Origin of the sequence: uncultured Ruegeria sp., from assembly GCF_947489545.1 — a bacterium.
In the GTDB taxonomy this organism is placed as follows: domain Bacteria; phylum Pseudomonadota; class Alphaproteobacteria; order Rhodobacterales; family Rhodobacteraceae; genus Ruegeria.
This window is the reverse complement of sequence record NZ_CANLDZ010000040.1, coordinates 1-20,211: the sequence shown is the minus strand read 5'-3', so window position 1 is coordinate 20,211 and position 20,211 is coordinate 1. Positions and strand designations below refer to the sequence as shown.

Here is a 20,211-nt window from a genome sequence, read left to right as displayed (position 1 = left end):
CCCAAAGGTATTCCTCTCGGCCATCGCTCTCGCTGCTACAGTCCTATTCTGGCTGTAAATCAATGAGTCTGGAGCCTGGCACATCGAAAGCTGGCCTACATTGACATCATCAAATCAATACGGAGGACAGCACAGTGAACCAGTATGAAACCGCAAAAGCCTTTTTTGAAGCCTGCGAAACCGGCAAAGGGTGGGAAGGCTGCAAGCTTTTCTGCCACGAAGGGGCGCGTTTTTCCTGTCAGGCTGACGCTCTGGCAGAAACGACAACCCTTGCTGAATACGCTGAGTGGATGAAAGGGCTTCTGACCCCTGTACCGGATGGCCACTACAAGCTGACGGCTTTTGCAGCGGATGAAACGCGCGGCACCGTTGTTGCCGCCGCCGAATTCCACGGTACGCAAACCGGGGAAGGCGGACCGGTTGCGCCTACGGGCAAAACTGTTGTCTCGGATTACGCCTATGTGATTCTGTTTGACGGCGACAAAGTCAGCCATATGACCAAAATTTGGAACGACGTGCACGCGCTGCGCGGGCTTGGCTGGGTATGATGCGCTGGCGCATTCTGGGTTTGCTGTTTTTTGCGCGGGTCGGACTCGGGTTTCAGTTTCAAACCGTAGCGTCCGTCGGCGACGATCTGGTCGTCGCCTTCGGGCTGAGCTATGCAGATATCGGCTTTCTGATCGGGCTGTTCATGGCACCCGGTTTATTCCTCGCTATCCCTGCCGGGTATTGGGGGCGTTACGTGTCAGACCAGATCATGGTGGTGCTAGGCCTATGCGCTTTGGCATTGGGTGGCGCCGCGTCGTCGCTTGCGACGGAAAGCTGGGCCATAGGAATGGGTCGCGTTTTTGCCGGGTCCGGGTTTCTTTTCACAACGCTCTATTTCACCAAGATGGTCGCGGATTGGTTCGAAGGACGCGAGATTGCCACGGCCATGAGCATCCTTGTGATGAGCTGGCCTTTCGGGATCGCTATGGGACAAGTTGGCCACGCCTGGTTAGCCCAGACATACGGCTGGCAAGTCCCGTTTCAAGCTGCTTCAATCTATTGCGTGATCGCGGCGCTAGGGGTGTATTTGCTCTACCGTCCACCGAATGATTTGCCGGATGCGACGGGCGGAACTAGGATTTCGCTGACAGGACCGGATTGGCGTTTGATCTTATGTGCGGCGGCCGCCTGGGGCGTCTTTAACGCCGCCTACGTCACCTATCTTGCCTTTGCGCCAAAAGTTCTTGAAAGCCACGGCCAAACCGCCATTGCTGCAGCTGGAATCATCAGTGTAGGCAGCTGGATCATGATCTTTTCCGGTGCAGCCTGCGGACAGATCGTGGATCGAATTGGTGGACGAAACATAGTCTTGGCTGTCTGCATGGGAGGTGCTATCGCTGCGCTCTTGTTAATTGGCCTGCCTGGCGCTGGCGTTGGCGCAAGCGTCCTGTTCGGACTGATCGGCATGGCACCTGCTGGGGTTATTATGGCAATGGCAGGGCAAGCCATGCGGCCTCAGGTCAGGGCCTTTGGCATGGGGGTATTCTTTATAGTTTACTATGCAATAATGTGGATCACGCCGCCTTTAGCAGGTGCGATCCTTGATGGGACCGGCAATCCGCAGGGGCCCCTTTGGCTTGCAATGATCCTCTTCTTTGCAGTGGTGCCACTAGGCTTAGCATTCCAGTCTCTTAGGAGTGCGCCCGCGGTCGCTCAGGAAAGGAGAGTGTGATGCTCATCATTCGGAAAACGATTTTCACCAAGGAGATCATCACCTCAGATGAAATGGGTCAGCCGTGCGACCAGATCACACGCGTTGCTGCAATGGTGGTTGTCGGAAACCCTTACGCTGGATTTCATCAAGACGATCTGTCGCCCCTTTTTGATGTCGGCGCGCAGCTTGGTGGGGCGTTGACACAAGAGCTGGTGCACATGTTGAGTGCACCAGCTGTTTGCTATGGCAAAGCCGCTCTCATCGGATCTTCGGGCGCGATGGAACATGGGGCTGCATTGTTGCACCCCGCACTTGGCAAACCAGTGCGAACAGCTATCGGTGGCGGTAAATCTCTGATGCCGTCCAACCACAAGGTTGGGGCGTTGGGCGGGTCAATTGATCTGCCTTTGGGTCACAAGGACGAAGCATGGTCATTTGACCATATCGATACGATGACGCTCTGGGTACCTGACGCCCCGCGCGCAGACGAAATCGTGTTGTGCGTCGGACTTTCGGACGGAACACGTGCTCATCCGCGCGTTGGAACCGGTCCAAGTCCCACTTGATCGCGTTGGACTTTCTCAAAGCGGCCATTTGGCGCAAACGCAGCATCCGGCAAAATGGGCTCAAAGCGGACCAACACGATAGATAGACAACGCAATTCGCCAGCACCTTTTTCTAACATCCCAACGAAAAAGGGTCACCCGAAGGCGACCCTCAATCGTTTGTCATGAAAGCTGAAATCAGCCGTTCACGCTGTCCTTCAGAGCTTTCGCAATGGTCATCTTGACCACCTTGTCCGCTTCTTTCTTGAACTGTTCGCCTGTGGCGGGGTTGCGTACCATGCGCTCGGGGCGTTCGCGGCAGTAGATTTTGCCGACGCCGGGCAGGGTTACTGCACCACCGGCCGAAACTTCGCGGGTGATCAGGCCGGTCATGGCCTCCAACGCTGCGTTCGCAGCTTTCTTGTCGGTTCCCATTTCGTCAGCGAGAGCAGCCACCAGCTGAGTCTTAGTCATAGGCTTTGCCATTTCTTGGTCTCCTTAACGTGCCCGATAAATAGGGCCTCACCGCGTAACTGTAACGGTATATTGTGGGCGAACACAACGAATAGTAGCGATAAAAGCCCTAAAAACATGGGGGATTCGTTGCTTTTTTGCGTCAGAGGAACGCGGTTTCGTCGAAAGACCGCAATTTCCGACTGTGCAAACGCTCTAACGGCATGCCACGCAGGTGTTCCATCGCCCGTATTCCAATTGCCAGATGGCGGCTGACCTGAGTTGTATAAAAGGACGACGCCATGCCTGGCAACTTTAATTCGCCATGCAAGGGCTTGTCTGACACGCAGAGCAGAGTGCCGTACGGAACCCGGAACCGATAGCCATTGGCAGCAATCGTTGCGCTTTCCATATCCAGTGCGATCGCCCGCGACTGGCTGAGCCGCTGCACCGGGCCGGATTGATCGCGCAATTCCCAGTTGCGATTGTCAACCGAAGCCACAGTACCCGTGCGCATGATCCGCTTCAGCTCATACCCTTCCAGCTCGGTGACCTCGGCCACGGCGTGTTCCAATGCCACCTGAACCTCGGCCAGTGGTGGGATCGGAACCCAGACCGGCAGGTCATCATCCAGAACCTTGTCTTCACGCAGATATGCATGGGCCAGAACAAAATCGCCCAAGGCTTGCGTGTTGCGCAGCCCGGCGCAATGCCCGACCATCAACCAGGCGTGCGGGCGCAATACGGCGATATGGTCCGTGGCGGTTTTTGCATTTGATGGACCAACACCGATATTGACCAGCGTGATCCCCGACCCATCCGCGCGTTTCAAATGATAGGTCGGCATCTGCGGCAGTTTCAGCGGTTGTTCCAGTGCTTCGTCTGACTTCGTAATCTCGACATTTCCGGTCGAGACAAAGCTGGTATAGCCGCTGTTCGGGTCGGCCAGTTGCTCACGCGCATAGTTTTCGAATTCCGAAACGTAGAACTGGTAGTTTGTAAACAGAACGTGGTTCTGGAAATGGCTCGGGTCGGTAGCGGTGTAATGGGACAATCGCGCAAGCGAGTAATCGACGCGCTGCGCCGTAAACAGCGCCAGTGGCCCGACGCCATCGTCATTTTCGTGGACCCCGTTGACGATGTCGTCATTGGTGGTGTTCAGGTCCGGAACATCAAAGACATCGCGCAATGTAAACCCTGCCGGACCCTGATTCAGCGCCGCCAGATCCGTGTTGTTCGCAACTGCAAAATGCAAGGGAATAGGTGTTTTCGACAGGCCAACAGTAACTGGCTGATCATGGTTCTTAATCAAAAGCGCGATTTGCTGCGTCAGATAGGACCGAAACAGATCAGGCCGAGTGATCGTAATCGCGTGTGTGCCGGGTTCGGACACGTGACCGAAACTAAGCCGGCTGTCGACCTGCGCGTATGAGGATGTCTTGATCCGCAACTCGGGGTAATAGGCACGATACCGCTCGGACGGTGCGCCTTCGGTCATCGCTTTCGAAAAGCTTTCGCACAGGAATTCGGTCGCCTTGGCATACAGCTCTTCCAGGCGTGCGACGGCGGCCACAGGGTCCGTGAAACTATCGGGGCTAAGGGCTTCGTGTGTTATTATTTTTGTCATGCCAGTGGTTCCAGAAGTTCAATTTTTTCAAAACTGCGCACATCTACCAACCCAAGGTCGGATATCCGCAATTCGGGAATCACCACCAAAGCCAGTAGGGAATGCTGCATATATGCGTTGTTGAGGTCGCAGCCGCAGGCTTGCATCGCCTCGACCATCTTGCCTGCCTTTGTTGCAACCTCAGCTGCGGGGCTGTCCGACATCAAGCCGGCGATCGGCAATTCCACCAGTGCCAGTTCCTGGCCATCGCGGAACAGGGTGATGCCGCCACCCAACTCGGCCAACCGGTTTGCCGCCAGCGCCATCTGGTCGCGATCAGTGCCCACGACAATCATATGGTGGCTGTCATGTGCGACGGTCGATGCCATGGCCATCTTGCCCTTATACCCGAACCCAGAGACAAAGGCGTTGGTGACCCCGCCAGTCGCCTGATGGCGTTCCACCAGTGCGATCTGGCACACCCCGTCTTCGCCCTCGACCAACCCGCCGATTATGGGCAGTTCGACCTTCAGCGCTTTGGTTGGTGCTTGGTTTTCGACGACGCCAATCACATTGGCCTGCACTCGGTTCGCACCAGCAGGCGCGGCGATCTCAAAGTCGGTTTCGGTCAGCGCGTGGCCCAGATGGACGGTGTTGCGGGCAGTGTCCGGCCAGTTCAGATGAGGGCAATCTACTGATATCGCGCCATCCTCGGCCACAACCTGACCGCGCGCGATGACAGCTTCGATGGGCAGCTTGGTTAGATCCGAACTCAGAATCACATCGGCACGACGCCCCGGTGTGACCGAGCCGATCTCACGCTCCAGCCCGAAATGAGTGGCGGTGTTGATCGTCGCCATCTGCAGGGCAATCAGCGGATCGCATCCGCAGGCAATCGCATGGCGCACCACGCGGTTCATATGCCCATCGTTGACCAAAGTGGCAGAGTGGCAATCATCCGTGCACAAAATGAAATTTCTCGGATCCAAACCCTTTACAGTCACCGCGGTGATCTGACTTTCCACATCATACCAGGCCGAGCCCAGCCGCATCATCGACCGCATCCCTTGACGCACCCGGGCGATTGCATCTGCCTCACAAGTACCTTCGTGATCATCGGCGGGGCCGCCTGCAACATAGGCGGCAAAACTAGACCCTAAATCGGGGGATGCATAGTGTCCGCCGACTGTCTTTCCTGCCCGCTGGGTAGCGGCAATCTCTGCCAGCATCTTCGGGTCACCATGGACCACCCCGGGGAAATTCATCATCTCGCCCAGCCCGATGATCCCCGGCCAGGACATCGCTTCGGCCACATTCTCGGGCGTGATTTCATACCCTGTGGTTTCCAGCCCGGGCGCAGACGGTGCGCAAGACGGCATCTGGGTGAAGATATTGACCGGCTGCATCATCGCTTCGTCATGCATCATGCGGACACCGTCCAGACCCAACACATTGGCGATCTCATGCGGGTCGGTAAACATCGACGTTGTGCCATGTGGTATGACCGCCGCAGCAAACTCCGCAGGCGTCAGCATGCCGGATTCGATATGCATATGCGCATCGCACAGGCCAGGCAGGATATAACGCCCTTGCGCGTCGATGATCTGTGTATCCGGTCCGGTGCAATGGTCGGCATCGGGCCCCACAAAGGCGATGCGCCCCTCTGCAATCGCGACAGAGTGGTCGGGCAACAGCTCCCGACTGTGAACGTTCACCCAAATGCCGCCGCGAATAACCATATCCGCAGCCTCGCGTCCGGCTGCAACTGCGATCAAACGAGGGGCGACATCGGGCCAACTTGGGAAAGGCGTGTATTCCATGGCTCAACTTTCCTGAATGCGCGGTCAGGTGCAACCCCGGTATTTTCGTATCATCAAATCATCACAAACCTTTGGCACAGCCCAGCGCGGCTGATGCATCCGCAGCGCGCCAGCGCTGCCCGGCCCAACCAGAGGTGGTGCCCCGATGGGGCAGCGACAATCGGCGGGAGACCAACTTGCCTTGATCAGGCAACCCGGTCCAATTCGATCTCGCGTCGTACCCAATCTGCAAAGGCAACCGCACCGGGCGTTTCTTCTGCCTGAGGGGACAAGAGCAGATAATATGCCTCAGGCATCGGTGCGCGATGTTCAAACGGGGCGACCAACAAACCCTGATCAATAAAGTGGCGCGCGATGGCATCATGGGCAAGGCAAAGGCCACCTCCGGCCATGGCGACCGATAGGCAAACCAAATAGGTTGTCGCGTAGGTTATCGGCGGATTTTCCCACATTAGGCCCTGTTCTTCAGCCCAACTAGGCCAATTCGACAACAGGTTCGAACAGTCGAACAGGGGTTGCTGCTGCAAGCTGTCAAATGAAACCTCAAAGCCAGGCGCGCAGACCGGGTAATAGTGCTCGGTGCGCAGCAACTCTGTTCGCACTGTATCGGCTGGCCGCAGAGAGAACCGGATTTCGACTGCCGCACCGTCGGCCATTTCGCGCGGCTCCCATAGCTCGGTAAAGATATTGAGCCGCACGTCCGGATATTCGGTCCGAAAGGCAGGCAGGCGTGGGGCCAACCAGTTTACTGCGAAGCTTATGTTACACTGCACCTGAACCGCATCCTGTTGCGCGCCAGTGATGGCTTGTGTTCCCCGCACCAGTGTCCGGAACGCCTCGCGCACCACAGGCAGATAGGTGATACCCGCCTCTGTCAGCTCAAGTGCTTTGGGTCGCCGTAAGAACAAGGGTTGCCCAAGATGGCCTTCCAGGGACTTGATCTGCTGGCTAACAGCGCTCTGCGTCATGTTCAGATCTCGGGCTGCGCCGGTGAAAGACAGGTTGCGCGCGGCGGCTTCAAACGTACGTAGCCAACCTAGGGGCGGAAGCGGTTTCTGCATCGTTATAACCTCGGCATAAGCTCAGGTAATGGGATAGTTGCGATTTTTTCGTTGGTCAAATCTGTTGACCAGAGGCACGGTTTTAGGAACGCAAGTTGCCAAAGGAGCCCTGCCATGCGTGTCACGAGCCTTCGTCCCAATATCGACCATTGGTCCGAGCGTGTGGATTTGGCAGCCGCCTTTCGCTGGACAGAACGTCTGAACATGCATGAGGGCGTGGCCAACCATTTCAGCCTTGCGGTGAATGACGACGGTACGCAGTTCTTGATGAACCCCAATCAGATGCACTTCGCCCGCATCCGGGCCTCGGACCTATTGCTGCTGGATGCCAAAGATTCGGAGGTAATGGCTCAACCAGGCGCGCCGGATCCAACGGCCTGGGGATTACATGGATCGATTCACCGCCATTGTCCTCATGCGCGCTGTGTCATGCATGTGCATTCGATCTTCGCAACTGTTTTGGCCTCGCTGGCGGACAGCACCTTGCCACCAATCGATCAGAACACCGCGACCTTCTACGATCGCTACGTTGTTGACGAAGAATTCGGCGGGCTGGCCTTTGAAAGCGAAGGTGAACGCTGTGCCTCGATGCTGTCCGACCCGAAAAAGAAGGTCATGATCATGGGCAACCATGGCGTTCTGATTATTGGCAGTGACCCCGCAGACGCCTTTAATAGACTCTACTATTTTGAACGTGCCGCCGAAACCTACATCCGTGCGCTTCAGACCGGCCAGACGCTGCGCGTGCTGTCGGATGAGATTGCCGAGAAAACCGCGCAAGAACTGGACGAGTATCCAGACCAGGCCCAGGCGCATCTGCGTGAGATCAAGGCGATGCTGGATACCGAAGGATCGGATTACGCAACCTGACCACAGCCACAGAGTGACTGCCATGACCGACACCGCTCAGGACCCCGAAGCCGCCCGCTGGAATTACCGCCCCGAAGAACCAGTGAACTTGAACCCTCTGTTCACTTGGCCGCCACGCCCTGCGGCTGTGCTGAAGTGGTACAGCGGCGCATGGCTGCAGATCACGGCCTTGACGTTGTGCATGGTGCTGGCCTTGGCGGCCTATATGTTCTTTTTCCCTGCATTAGAGTCGATGCAGAGCTTTAAGCCGGGCTGGATGTTTCGCATTTGGTTGCTGAATATGGCGCCCCAAATTCTTGTTGCAGGTGGCCTGCATTGGTGGCTGTACATGCGCAAAGGTCAGGGCATGTATAAAAAGTTCGACCGCCGAGATCTGACCCGCGACAATGGCACTTTCACGTTCCGCAATCAGGTGCTGGACAATATCTGGTGGACGCTCGGCAGCGCCATGACGGTGGCAACCGTCTATCAGTGGGTGATCTACTGGGCGATGGCCAACGGTTATGTCCCAACCATCACCTGGGCCAGCGCTCCGGTCTGGTTTGTGGTCTGGATGTTGTTCATCCCCATGTGGTCTGGGCTGCATTTCTATTGGGTGCACCGGCTGGAGCATCACCCGAAACTCTACAAACATGTCCACGCCGTACATCACCGCAACGTCAATATCGGCCCGTGGTCAGGGATTTCGAACCATTGGTTCGAGAATTTCCTGTATTTCACAACATACTTCATCCACTTGATCGTGTCGTCGCATCCGCTGCATCTGCTGTTTCATGCCTACTTCCAGCAGGTCAGCCCGATTCTATCCCATTCCGGGTTCGAAAAGCTGAGGGCCGGGGATATGGATGCGGCGCGTGCAGGGGATTTCTTTCACCAGCTTCATCATCGGTATTTCGAGTGCAATTACGGCACGTCCGAAATCCCGTTCGATAAGTGGTTCGGCACCTATCACGATGGCTCGGCCGAGGCGACAACCCGCACGCGGGCCTACAAAAAGCAGATGTATACCTAGAGTGCCCGCAATGTGCGTGGAGTAACCCCGAATTCTGTTTTGAACGCACGGGTCAAAGCGCTGGGGTCGTCATACCCGGCGCGCAGGGCAACCTCGCCGACAGTCAGGTCGGTTTCGGCCACCAGTTTGCGGGCCAGATTCAGCCTGAGACGCCGGTAAACCTGGGCCGGGCCGGCGCCCAGCTCTGCCTGCATTCGCACGGAAAGGGCTTTTTGCGACCGACCGACCCGGTTTGCAATTTCGGATATAGGTAAAGGCGCTTCCAGATGTTCCTGCATCAATGCCAGCGCTTTGTTGACATAGCCGCTGGTCGCACCCGCGCCGCCTGCGTGGGACCGAGCGGAACCACGGATCATGAACAACTGTTCCACTTCAAGCGCCAACGCCTGTCCCTGATCCTGCCCAATAAGATGAAGGACCAGATCAAACGCTGCCATCGCGCCGGAACAGGTGATGCGGTCGCGGTCGACAACGTATCGCTCACGGACAGCATCCACTTCGGGGAAACGTTCGGTGAACCCTGTAAGTTCCTCCCAGTGAATAGTTGCGCGGCGCCCGTCCAGCAGACCTGCAAGCGCAAGCAACCAGCTTCCGGTGTCCAACCCAACGAGTGTATCGAAACGGTCGGCTGCCGCTCTCAACCCAGCTAGGGTTTGCCATCCGCCGTGCATGCGGAAGCCATATGATGGCATCACCATCAACATGTTACCGTCGGACGTTTGAAGCGTTCCATGCGGAGCGACTTGCAAACCCGAGGATGAGCTCACAGGCCCAGCAGACAACGACAGAAACTTCCAATCATACAGACGACGCGCTGACAGCATGTTGGCAGCGCGCAATGGCTCGACCGTGTTGGCGAGACAATGGTTCGAAAACCCGTCGAACAGAAGCACACCGATTTGCTGCGGTGCAGAGCGAGATTTTTTCCATTTCTGCATGATGAATGTCTATTCCAGCATGCTACTCGGTTCAATGCCAGTCACGATATGGGCACGCCCAGATGTGGAGAATTCAGATGCAATATGGCTTGTCCGACGAACAGGAGATGATCGCTTCGACCGTTCGCAGTTTTGTCGAAAACGAGATCTACCCGCATGAGGAACTGGTCGAACGCACTGGCGAAGTGCCGCAAGACATCGCGGATGAGATCAAACGCAAGACCATCGAGCTGGGCTTTTACGCCTGCAATTTTCCCGAAAGCGTTGGTTGTGCCGGCCTGAACCATCTGGAATTCGCTCTGGTCGAGCGGGAATTGGGACGCGGCTCGATGGCGTTGAACCATTTCTTTGGGCGCCCTCAAAACATTCTGATGGCCTGCGAGGGCGATCAGGTCGAGCGGTATCTGATGCCTGCGGTGCGCGGGGAAAAGATGGACGCGCTGGCCATGACCGAGCCCGGCGCGGGATCCGATGTGCGCGGCATGAAATGCGCGGCGGTGCGAGATGGCGGTGATTGGGTGGTCAACGGGACCAAGCATTTCATCTCGGGTGCTGAACACGCGGATTTCATCATTGTCTTCATTGCGACAGGCGAAGATCAGACACCCAAAGGCCCGAAAAAGCGGATCACAGCGTTTCTGGTGGACCGTGGCACGCCTGGTTTCACAATCCGTGACGGGTACAAGTCGGTAAGCCACCGTGGCTATAAGAACATGGTGCTGGATTTCGACGATTGTCGCTTGCCGGATTCGCAGGTTCTGGGCGAAGTCGATGGCGGCTTCGATGTGATGAACACATGGTTGTATGCCACGCGTATTACCGTCGCGGCCATGTCGGTTGGTCGGGCCCGCCGCGCATTTGACTACGCGCTGGACTATGCCGCAACGCGCGAGCAGTTCGGCCAGAAGATCGGCAAGTTTCAGGGCGTATCTTTCCAGATCGCCGACATGATCACCGAAATCGATGCCGCAGACTTGCTGACGCTGGCAGCGGCTGATCGCTTGGACAAAGGGTTGCCGGCAAATCGTGAGATTGCTTCGGCCAAGCTTTATGCCTCAGAGATGCTTGCGCGTGTGACAGATGCGGCCATTCAGGTCCACGGTGGCATGGGACTTATGGATGATTATCCGCTGGAACGCTTTTGGCGCGATGCGCGGGTCGAGCGGATTTGGGACGGGACCAGCGAGATTCAACGCCACATTATCAGCCGCGATTTGCTGCGGGCGCTGGGTGCCTGATGGCGTTGAGGCGCATTCTGAATCCATCCTCGTTGGCCGTCATTGGCGGCGGCGCCTGGTGTGCCGAAGTGATTTCCCAGGCCCAAAAGTTCGGGTTTGACGGAGATATCTGGCCGGTTCACCCCAAGGCCGAACAGGTCGGGGGTATTCGGGCGTTTGCAAGCATCGAAGATCTGCCTCGGGCCGCGGACGTGGCGTTTGTCGGAATAAACCGGCATGCAAGCGTTTCCGCAGTGTCGGCCCTGTCCGCCGCGGGTGCAGGTGGGGCTGTTTGTTTTGCCTCGGGGTTCACTGAGGCACGCGCCGAGGATGATCAGGCTGCCGATCTTCAGGCGCAATTGATCGCGGCCGCCGGGGATATGCCCATCCTTGGTCCCAATTGTTACGGGTTCATCAATGGCCTGAGCCGGACTGCCGTTTGGCCGGATCAGCACGGCATGAAACCAGTCGAACGTGGCGTTGCAATCCTGACCCAAAGCTCGAACATCGCTATCAACATGACAATGCAGCGCCGGGCGTTGCCACTGGCGTTTATGCTGACCTGCGGAAACCAGGCGCAGACACACCAGGCCGAGATTGCCTCGGCTCTGTTGGACGATGACCGGATCACCGCAATAGGCGTTCACATCGAAGGCTTTGGTGATCTTCGGATATGGGAAGCCTTGGCCCAAAAGGCGCACGCGCGGGGCGTTCCGGTCATTGCCCTGAAAATGGGCCGCTCGGATCACGCGCAGGCCGCGACAATTTCACATACGGCTTCACTGGCGGGTGGCGACGCCGGAGCGCAGGCGTTTTTGGATCGGTTGGGGATCGCGCGATTGGACGACATCCCCAGCTTTCTGGAATGTCTGAAGCTGTTGCATGTCACCGGACGCCTGGATGGAAATGGTTTGGGTATGATCAGCTGTTCGGGTGGCGAGGCGAGCCTGTCTGCGGATATGGCCGAAGGACGTGACCTGCATTTCCCACCTTTGACGGAAGGCCAACGCACCGCGTTACGCGCAGCCCTCGGCCCGATGGTGGCATTGGCAAATCCGTTGGACTACCACACCTATATCTGGCGCGACACGGATGCGATGACCCGGGCATGGTCAAGCCTGACGGGGCCGGACAAGGCCCTGACCATGACAATTGTCGACTACCCTCACACGGACCCAACAGATTGGGAATGTGCAACGCAGGCTGTACTGAACTGTGTCGAACGAACGGGACGGCCCTTCGCCATGACCGCAACTTTGCCCGAGTTGATGCCGGAACCGATTGCACAGCGTTTGTTGGACGGCGGCGTTGTGCCCTTTGCCGGACTTCACGAAGCGCTGGCCGCCATCGAGGCTGCTGCGCGACCGTTGCCCACCCCATCGGAACCGGTGCTGCTGCCATCAGAGGCTTCAGCCGATCAGGTGCTGACGGAAGCAGAAGCCAAAGCGTCCTTGGCCGCGTTTGGCTTGCCAGTGCCGCGCAGCGTTGTTGTCAAAGCTGTAGACGCGGATCAGGTCGGGTTGGACCTGAGCGGTCCCTTTGCGGTCAAAGGCGTGGGCCTGGCGCATAAATCAGAACACAACGCGGTGCGACTTGGCGTACCGGCATCCGATCTGCTCGAAGCAGCATACGCAATCGGGACAGACGAGGTGCTGATCGAAGAAATGGCCGATGGTGCAGTTGCCGAGCTTTTGGTGGGTGTCACCCGTGATCCGGCGCATGGATTTGTTCTGACCCTCGGGGCCGGCGGCATTCTCACCGAAATACTACGCGATACCGTGTCTTTGCTGATCCCGTCATCACGCGGGGCTCTTAAGGAAGCGATGAACCGCTTGGCCTGCATCCCCTTGCTTGCCGGGTATCGGGGCAAACCGGCAGCCGATAAGGACGCAATACTGGACGCTGTCGATGCTGTGCAAAACTATGTGATTGCCAATGCGGCAACAGTCGAAGAAGTTGAAATCAACCCGCTGATCTGCACCGCCAATGGGGCGGTTGCAGTGGATGCGCTGATCCGAAAGGCAAGCTCATGACCCCGATCAAAACCCGCCGTGACGGTGCCATTTTGGAAGTGACTCTGGATCGGCCAAAAGCCAACGCGATTGACCTGCTTACCAGCCGTGCCATGGGCGAGGTTTTCCGCGATTTTCGCGATGATCCGGACTTGCGTGTGGCAATCCTGACCGGTGCCGGAGAAAAGTTCTTTTGTCCCGGCTGGGATCTGAAAGCCGCTGCAGACGGGGACGCGGTGGATGGTGACTATGGCGTGGGCGGTTTTGGCGGATTGCAGGAATTGCGCCATATGAACAAACCCGTGATTGCAGCCGTGAACGGGATCGCCTGCGGGGGCGGGTTAGAACTGGCGCTGAGCGCCGATATGATTATCGCAGCTGATCACGCAACCTTTGCCCTGCCCGAGATCAGGTCCGGTACGGTAGCTGATGCTGCCAGCGTGAAAATGCCTAAACGCGTTCCGTATCACATCGCGATGGAGTTGCTGCTAACCGGACGCTGGTTCGATGCGGACGAAGCTCATGGTTGGGGCCTCGTAAATGAAATCGTGCCCGCGGATCAGCTGATGGACAGAGCGTGGGAATTGGCGCGCTTGTTGGCAAGCGGCCCGCCGTTGGTCTATGCGGCCATCAAGGAAATCGTGCGCGAAGCTGAGGATTCGAAGTTCCAAGATATCATGAATCGTATCACGCGACGCCAGTTGGCTACCGTTGATGTGTTGTACGGGTCCGAGGATAATCTGGAAGGCGCTAAAGCCTTTGCCGAAAAGCGCGATCCGGTCTGGAAGGGCCGCTAAATCCGCTCAAAAAGGGCAATAAAGGCGGTGTCATCTTTGTTGGCACCGGCGGCCAGGTCGCCATAGATACGGGTTGTCGGAAGGGTCAGGTTTCGAATCCGGTTTTGCGCAAGCGTGCTCAAGGCATCTGCAAAACCCAGTGTTTCGAAATGGTGGGCATTGACCGACAAGGCAAACTGCGCGCCGGGGCGTGCAACGCGCAACAGGGCTGGCAACACGTCCGGCCCCAGATGGCCATGCGTGAACGTGCCGGACGAGACGACGCCAGAGTAACTCGCGCGTGGGACAGGGATACCGAGGTTCAGATCGGCCTCGATGGTATCACGGTAGATGTCTTTGCGCATTGCCACGTCCAGCATATCCGAACTGATATCTGTCGCATCAATCGGTCCGACACCCAACCCGGCCAGAACGACGCCGCACAAGCCAGTACCTGCACCGACATCCAGAACCGGGCCTTGCCCCCCGGCAGCGACAAAAGCCCGGGCCGTGTGAATGTGCAGCTGATAGTCTTCGCGCGCTGCAAAATCGGCATCATAATCCCCAGCCCATTCACCATAGAGGCGCTTGTTGTCCTCAGGTGATTTGAGGGCATAGGCCGCATGCAGGTTGGGAGTTTTGTCGCTCATGAGTCAATCAAGGCGCATAGGAGGATTCGAATCAAGTGCGTCCATGCGGCGCTTGCATCCCATTCAATGGCGGATCATCAAAGGAGGCATGACAAACACGCTTTTCTCATTTGGACATGGCTATTCCGCTCAGGCCTTGTCTCGCACGCTGGCGCCGCAAGGGTGGCGCATATTTGGGACCACTCGGGATATCGAAGGCGCAACGGCCATCCGCACCTCCGGGGCCGAACCGTTGATTTGGCCCGGAGAGCAGCCGGATCTGGACGGGGTGACACATTTGTTGATCTCGACAGCGCCAAACGAAGATGGAGATCCGGTTCTCGCCGCGCTGGGCGACGAGATCGCCAAGCGGGCCGGGCAGCTCAAATGGGTTGGGTACCTGTCGACCACTGCCGTCTATGGGGATCATCAAGGCGATTGGGTCGATGAGGCCACTCCGCCCACGCCAACCGCCAAACGGGGCCGATGGCGTATGTTGGCCGAAGAGCAATGGTCAGGCATCCCTGGCTTGCCAGTGCATATCTTTCGGCTTGCCGGCATCTATGGTCCGGGTCGCGGGCCGTTTTCCAAACTGAAACGTGGTGGGCTACGCCGCATCATCAAACCGGGACAGGTGTTTTCGCGGATTCATGTGACTGACATTGCACAGGTCCTGGCGGCGTCGATGATGGCCCCGAATCCCGGTTCCATCTACAATGTTTGCGATGATGAGCCCGTGCCGCCACAAGACGTGATCGGTTACGCCGCCGAATTGCAGGGCCTGCCGCTGCCCCCAGCAGTGCCATATGATGAAGCAGACCTAACCCCCATGGCGCGCAGCTTCTACAATGAAAATAAACGTGTCCGGAACGATCTGATCAAGGACGAGCTGGGTGTTCAGCTTCTTTATCCCAATTACAGGGTCGGGTTAGAGTCCCTGACGGCGGGGTCGTAAGAATGTAAGTCTCACTGAGCCGCTGCTTTGATCAGATCGGCGGCTTTTTCGGCGATCATAATCGTGGGTGCGTTGGTGTTGCCCGAGATCAGAGTTGGCATGATCGAGGCATCGACCACCCGCAAGCCTTGTATCCCGCGAACCCTTAGCTGGGGATCAACCACGGCCATATCATCTACACCCATTCTGCAGGTGCCCACAGGGTGATAGATCGTGTCGGCGCGGGCGCGTATGTGGCTCTCCCAATCTTTATCTGTTTCGATCTTGTCGGTCCCGAACATCTCTTTGTGCCGGTATTTGGCCAACGCTGGGGCTTCCAGAATATCGCGCATCAACTTGGCGCCTTTGATCAGAGTGTCCAAATCGCGCTTGTCTGACAGGTAACCGGGATCAATGGCAGGTGGGGCAAATGGATCAGCGTTTTGCAAGCCAACTGTGCCTCGGCTGTCGGGGCGTAGCTTGCAGACGTGGCAGCTGTACCCATAACCGTAATGCAGCTTGCGCGCGTGATCATCAACGACAGCGATTGTGAAGTGCAACTGAATGTCGGGTCGATCAAGTTCAGGCGAAGTCCTCAGAAACGCAGCCCCTTCGGCATAGGGCGTGGCCGCCAGCGACACCCCTGTCTTTCGCCATCGCCACAGGTGGCCTATAAACCGCGCCGCGCCAACCGGGCCAATGCCGAACGTATCGGTGTCTTTGGTTCTATAGGCGAGGATGAAATCCAGATGGTCCTGCAGGTTCTTTCCGACGCCGGGCAGGCTATGGCGAACGGCTATCCCATGTTGCGTAAGATCGTCAGGCGCTCCGATACCAGACAGTTGCAGCAATTGTGGTGACATCAACGCACCAGCGCAGATCAGGACCTCGCGACTGGCCTCGACCGTGATGTCGTGGCCCTTGCCTTTCCTTTTGTAAACAACGCCGGTCGCGCGGTTGCCGTCAAAGGTCAGCTCTTTGGCATGGGCGCGGGTGATTACCGTCAGGTTTGGTCGATCGATGATGGGAAAGACATAAGCCGCCGCCGCCGAACACCGTTCGCCATTCTTTGTTGGATCATGGAACTGAGTAACCTGATACAGCCCCACCCCTTCGTTGTCGCCTCGGTTGAAATCTTCTCTGCGCCGGTGCTGCAACTGCTCGGCGGCTTCGATGAACGCTTGCGTTATCGGGCGCGGCTCTTTCTGGTCAGACACCTGCAGGGGGCCGCCGCCGCCATGCAGGTCATCTGCGCGATGTTCATTGTTTTCCGATCGCTTGAAATAGGGAAGCACACTGTCCCAATCCCAGCCCTCGCACCCCAGATCGGCCCACCCGTCATAGTCCTGTTGCTGCCCGCGTATATAAAGCATCGCGTTGATCGCGCTCGATCCGCCCAAGGTCTTGCCCCGGGGCTGATACCCCTTGCGGCCGTTCAGCCCGGGTTGCGGCACCGTCTCAAAAGCCCAGTTGTTGATCTTGGGCCGCCCGGGCAGAGCTGCAACAACGGCCGAGGGCATTCGGATCAAGATGCTATCGCCGCCACCACCGGCCTCAAGAAGACAGACGGTTTTGTCCGGGTCTTCGCTGAGACGATTGGCAAGAACGCAGCCTGCCGACCCGCCTCCGACGATCACGTAATCGAATTTCATCCTGATGCTCCTGCCTGATCGGATCCGTGTTTGAACTCTCTGATCGCGTTGGTGATGCGCCGGGGGTATCGCTCAAATACTCCACGTCACGATTCAACTGAGTTGAACGTGAAGGAATGGAGCAAAATTGCAATCACCGAGCCGGACTTATGACCCAAGGTTACCAAAATCGACGGCAATCAAGAGCCGCAGAGTTGCGCTTGAGTTTAATAACTAAAAATTATGAATTTGATCTAAAAACAAAACTTATTTGCATGACTTGGAACTGCTATAACTAACAGGAAGCAAGACGGCAGAGTCGTTGATGTCCGAAACGTCAAATCCTGGGTTCATTGGCCCAGATCTGAAATTCGGCAGCAGCGACATCTTCCTGTGATCTTGTTCATTACAGATTTGACCGCGCAAAGCAGCCGAACTTAGCCAGGACTGGAGATCGATATGGACGGAAGTGATAACCCCAACACGGGCGGATGCCCTGTGATGCATGGTGCTGGTACCCGGTCAAACCGGGATTGGTGGCCAAACCAGCTGAAGCTTTCGATACTGCATCAGCACGCGCCTGCTTCGAACCCAATGGGTGAACAGTTCGACTATGCGGAAGAGTTCAAAAAGCTGGACCTCAAAGCGCTGAAAGAAGACCTATACGCGCTGATGACAGATTCGCAGGATTGGTGGCCCGCAGACTATGGCCATTATGGCGGTCTGTTTATCCGTATGGCTTGGCACAGCGCTGGCACCTACCGCACCGCGGATGGCCGTGGTGGTGGTTCGACCGGGAACCAACGGTTTGCGCCCCTGAACAGCTGGCCAGACAACGGCAACCTGGACAAGGCGCGTAGGTTGCTCTGGCCGATCAAACAGAAATACGGCAACCAGATTTCCTGGGCCGACCTGATGATTCTAGCCGGTAACTGCGCCATTGAATCGATGGGTGGTAAAACATTTGGTTTCGCAGGTGGTCGTGCGGACATCTGGCAACCCGAAGAAGACATCTATTGGGGTACTGAAACCGAATGGCTGGCCCCAACTGATAACCCAAACAGCCGATATTCCGGTGAACGCGATTTGGAAAACCCGCTGGCAGCGGTTCAAATGGGTCTGATCTATGTGAACCCAGAAGGCCCGGACGGAGAGCCGGACGTCTTGGCCTCGGGACGCGATATCCGCGATACATTCGCGCGGATGGCGATGAATGACGAAGAAACCGTCGCTTTGGTCGCTGGTGGGCACACCTTTGGCAAAGCGCATGGTGCAGGCGATCCTGATCTGGTCGGAGCAGAGCCCGAAGCCGCCGGCATCGAAGAGATGGGCCTGGGCTGGATCAACAAGTTCGGCAGCGGTAAAGGTGATGACACCACTACCAGCGGCATCGAAGGCGCATGGACTGCTAACCCAACTAAGTGGGACAATGGCTATTTCGACCTTCTTTTCGGCTATGAGTGGAACCTGACCAAAAGCCCCTCGGGTGCGTGGATATGGGAGCCCGTTGGCGTTAAGGAAGAAGACATGGCCCCGGCGGCACATGATCCTTCGAAAAAGGTCAAGACCATGATGACCACCGCTGACATGGCGATGCGCTTGGATCCGATCTATGGCCCGATCTCGAAACGGTTCCATGAGAACCCCGACCAACTGGCCGAAGCTTTTGCCCGCGCGTGGTTCAAGCTGACGCATCGGGATATGGGTCCTCGCTCGCGGTACTTGGGATCTGAAGCACCCAGTGAAGAGCTGTTGTGGCAGGACAACGTCCCGACTGTGGATCATGACCTGATCGATGATGCGGATATTGCCGCGCTGAAACAGCAGATCCTGGCGACCGGCCTGTCGGTCTCGGATTTGGTGTCCACAGCTTGGGCTTCGGCGTCGACCTTCCGCGGCTCGGACATGCGCGGCGGTGCCAACGGTGCCCGGATCCGTCTTGCCCCGCAAAAAGACTGGGCTGTGAATGAGCCGTTGAAGCTGTCCAAAGTCTTAGGCGCGCTGGAAGGCGTGCAAAAAGCCTTTAACGATGCGCAAGCGGGCAACAAGAACGTCTCACTGGCCGACCTGATTGTTCTGGCAGGCGCAGCTGCACTCGAACAGGCGGCCAAAGCCGGGGGCCAGGACGTTGAAGTTCCGTTCACTCCGGGTCGGACCGACGCATCGCAAGACCAAACGGATGTGGACTCAATCGCTGTGCTGGAGCCCGCCGCCGATGGCTTCCGCAACTACCAGAAGACAGACTACACTGTGTCACCGGAAGAGCTGCTGGTAGACAAGGCACAATTGCTGACACTGTCTGCGCCCGAGATGACCGTTCTTGTTGGTGGTCTGCGGGTTCTGGGGGCGAACTTCGATGGTTCTCGCCACGGTGTGTTCACAGATCGCGAAGGAACGCTGAGCACGGACTTCTTCAGAAACCTGCTGGATATGGGTACGGAATGGAAACCTTCCGACGAGGCTGGTGTCTATGAAGGCCGTGATCGTACCAGCGGTCAGGTCAAATGGACCGGCACACGCGTGGATCTGGTATTTGGCTCGAATTCCCAGCTGCGCGCTTTGGCCGAGGTTTATGGGCAGGGTGATGCCGAAGCCAAATTCGTCTGCGACTTTGTTTCTGCCTGGAACAAGGTGATGAACGCCGACCGGTTTGATTTGGCCTGAGACCTTTCAGACCTATGACTCGAAGCCGCCCGGATCACTCCGGGCGGTACTCTTTTGCAGCAAGCGGTGCCAATGAATCAGTGAATCAGGATTGGTTGCCGCATTTTAAACCCGAGAGGCCATGTTCGTTAAGGCTTTAAAAGCTCGACTTAGCCAAATTGTTAACCTAAATTATTGATTTCATTAATATTCGTTAGCTTTCATCTGGAAAAGTAAAGTTTTTTCAAAATGGGGGTTGCAGGTCTCAGACCTAATCCGTAAATACCCCTTCACCGGCGCTGCTGAGACGGCGCTGACGGGTCGGGGAGACGGCCGGACGGGTTGGAGAGACAGCTGGACGC

At 57.1% G+C, this 20,211-nt stretch carries 17 protein-coding genes; 10 read left to right on the top strand and 7 right to left on the bottom strand.

Annotated elements, in window-relative coordinates; translation table 11 throughout:
• The first annotated feature begins 134 nt into the window (after positions 1 to 134).
• From Q1B13_RS25880 to Q1B13_RS25870, 3 genes are read left to right on the top strand one after another with little or no spacing between them, the layout of a single operon-like run.
• On the top strand, positions 135 to 548 hold the full coding sequence (locus Q1B13_RS25880) for an ester cyclase (RefSeq protein WP_299085645.1): 414 nt from the start codon (positions 135 to 137) through the stop codon (positions 546 to 548).
• A complete protein-coding gene (locus Q1B13_RS25875; protein WP_299085647.1) occupies positions 506 to 1,720 on the top strand; it encodes a CynX/NimT family MFS transporter in 1,215 nt (404 codons plus the stop codon). Before Q1B13_RS25880 ends, Q1B13_RS25875 begins: the two co-directional genes overlap by 43 nt.
• Positions 1,720 to 2,268 carry an amino acid synthesis family protein gene (locus Q1B13_RS25870; protein ID WP_299085649.1) on the top strand — a complete coding sequence of 183 codons (549 nt, stop codon included), beginning with the start codon at positions 1,720 to 1,722 and terminating at the stop codon, positions 2,266 to 2,268. Before Q1B13_RS25875 ends, Q1B13_RS25870 begins: the two co-directional genes overlap by 1 nt.
• A gap of 177 nt (positions 2,269 to 2,445) precedes the next feature.
• Here Q1B13_RS25870 and Q1B13_RS25865 read toward each other — a convergent pair whose 3' ends face one another.
• The 4 genes from Q1B13_RS25865 to Q1B13_RS25850 all read right to left on the bottom strand — a co-directional run bounded on the left by Q1B13_RS25865 (position 2,446) and on the right by Q1B13_RS25850 (position 7,187).
• The gene (locus tag Q1B13_RS25865; protein ID WP_298935767.1) at positions 2,446 to 2,733 is read right to left on the bottom strand and encodes an HU family DNA-binding protein; all 288 of its coding nucleotides are present in this window, start codon (positions 2,731 to 2,733) and stop codon (positions 2,446 to 2,448) included.
• Positions 2,734 to 2,863: 130 nt separating this feature from the next.
• Complete coding sequence (locus Q1B13_RS25860) at positions 2,864 to 4,327, bottom strand: AMP nucleosidase (protein ID WP_299085651.1); 1,464 nt, start codon at positions 4,325 to 4,327, stop codon at positions 2,864 to 2,866.
• Positions 4,324 to 6,126 (bottom strand): adenine deaminase, encoded by a 1,803-nt coding sequence (gene ade, locus Q1B13_RS25855; RefSeq protein ID WP_299085653.1) that lies wholly within the window; start codon positions 6,124 to 6,126, stop codon positions 4,324 to 4,326. The genes Q1B13_RS25860 and ade overlap by 4 nt, the downstream gene beginning before the upstream one ends.
• 185 nt (positions 6,127 to 6,311) lie before the next feature.
• Positions 6,312 to 7,187 (bottom strand): LysR family transcriptional regulator, encoded by an 876-nt coding sequence (locus tag Q1B13_RS25850; protein WP_299085655.1) that lies wholly within the window; start codon positions 7,185 to 7,187, stop codon positions 6,312 to 6,314.
• Between the two features lie 114 nt (positions 7,188 to 7,301).
• Between Q1B13_RS25850 and Q1B13_RS25845 the strand changes: the two genes are divergently transcribed.
• Entirely contained in the window at positions 7,302 to 8,057 is a 756-nt protein-coding gene (locus Q1B13_RS25845; protein WP_299085657.1) for a class II aldolase and adducin N-terminal domain-containing protein, read from the top strand.
• Between the two features lie 22 nt (positions 8,058 to 8,079).
• A complete protein-coding gene (locus Q1B13_RS25840) occupies positions 8,080 to 9,069 on the top strand; it encodes a sterol desaturase family protein (RefSeq protein ID WP_299085659.1) in 990 nt (329 codons plus the stop codon).
• Here Q1B13_RS25840 and Q1B13_RS25835 read toward each other — a convergent pair.
• On the bottom strand, positions 9,066 to 10,007 hold the full coding sequence (locus Q1B13_RS25835; protein WP_299085661.1) for a GlxA family transcriptional regulator: 942 nt from the start codon (positions 10,005 to 10,007) through the stop codon (positions 9,066 to 9,068). The two genes, Q1B13_RS25840 and Q1B13_RS25835, sit on opposite strands and share 4 nt — an antisense overlap.
• Positions 10,008 to 10,084: 77 nt before the next feature.
• Between Q1B13_RS25835 and Q1B13_RS25830 the strand changes: the two genes are divergently transcribed.
• From Q1B13_RS25830 to Q1B13_RS25820, 3 genes are read left to right on the top strand one after another with little or no spacing between them, the layout of a single operon-like run.
• Positions 10,085 to 11,245 carry an acyl-CoA dehydrogenase family protein gene (locus tag Q1B13_RS25830; RefSeq protein ID WP_299085663.1) on the top strand — a complete coding sequence of 387 codons (1,161 nt, stop codon included), beginning with the start codon at positions 10,085 to 10,087 and terminating at the stop codon, positions 11,243 to 11,245.
• Positions 11,245 to 13,257, top strand: a complete 2,013-nt coding sequence (locus tag Q1B13_RS25825) for an acetate--CoA ligase family protein (protein WP_299085665.1) — start codon at positions 11,245 to 11,247, stop codon at positions 13,255 to 13,257. Before Q1B13_RS25830 ends, Q1B13_RS25825 begins: the two co-directional genes overlap by 1 nt.
• Entirely contained in the window at positions 13,254 to 14,033 is a 780-nt protein-coding gene (locus tag Q1B13_RS25820) for a carnitinyl-CoA dehydratase (RefSeq protein WP_299085667.1), read from the top strand. The genes Q1B13_RS25825 and Q1B13_RS25820 overlap by 4 nt, the downstream gene beginning before the upstream one ends.
• Here the strand turns inward: Q1B13_RS25820 and Q1B13_RS25815 are convergent.
• On the bottom strand, positions 14,030 to 14,662 hold the full coding sequence (locus tag Q1B13_RS25815) for a class I SAM-dependent methyltransferase (RefSeq protein ID WP_299085669.1): 633 nt from the start codon (positions 14,660 to 14,662) through the stop codon (positions 14,030 to 14,032). The two genes, Q1B13_RS25820 and Q1B13_RS25815, sit on opposite strands and share 4 nt — an antisense overlap.
• A gap of 88 nt (positions 14,663 to 14,750) precedes the next feature.
• Here Q1B13_RS25815 and Q1B13_RS25810 point away from each other — a divergent pair, with 88 nt between their 5' ends.
• Positions 14,751 to 15,596 carry an SDR family oxidoreductase gene (locus Q1B13_RS25810; protein ID WP_299085671.1) on the top strand — a complete coding sequence of 282 codons (846 nt, stop codon included), beginning with the start codon at positions 14,751 to 14,753 and terminating at the stop codon, positions 15,594 to 15,596.
• Positions 15,597 to 15,607: 11 nt separating this feature from the next.
• On the opposite strand, the gene Q1B13_RS25805 is transcribed toward Q1B13_RS25810, so the two are convergent.
• The gene (locus tag Q1B13_RS25805; RefSeq protein ID WP_299085673.1) at positions 15,608 to 17,227 is read right to left on the bottom strand and encodes a choline dehydrogenase; all 1,620 of its coding nucleotides are present in this window, start codon (positions 17,225 to 17,227) and stop codon (positions 15,608 to 15,610) included.
• A gap of 438 nt (positions 17,228 to 17,665) precedes the next feature.
• Between Q1B13_RS25805 and katG the strand changes: the two genes are divergently transcribed.
• Positions 17,666 to 19,870, top strand: coding sequence for a catalase/peroxidase HPI (katG, locus tag Q1B13_RS25800; protein ID WP_299085675.1), 2,205 nt, complete (start codon positions 17,666 to 17,668; stop codon positions 19,868 to 19,870).
• Positions 19,871 to 20,211: the final 341 nt, after the last annotated feature.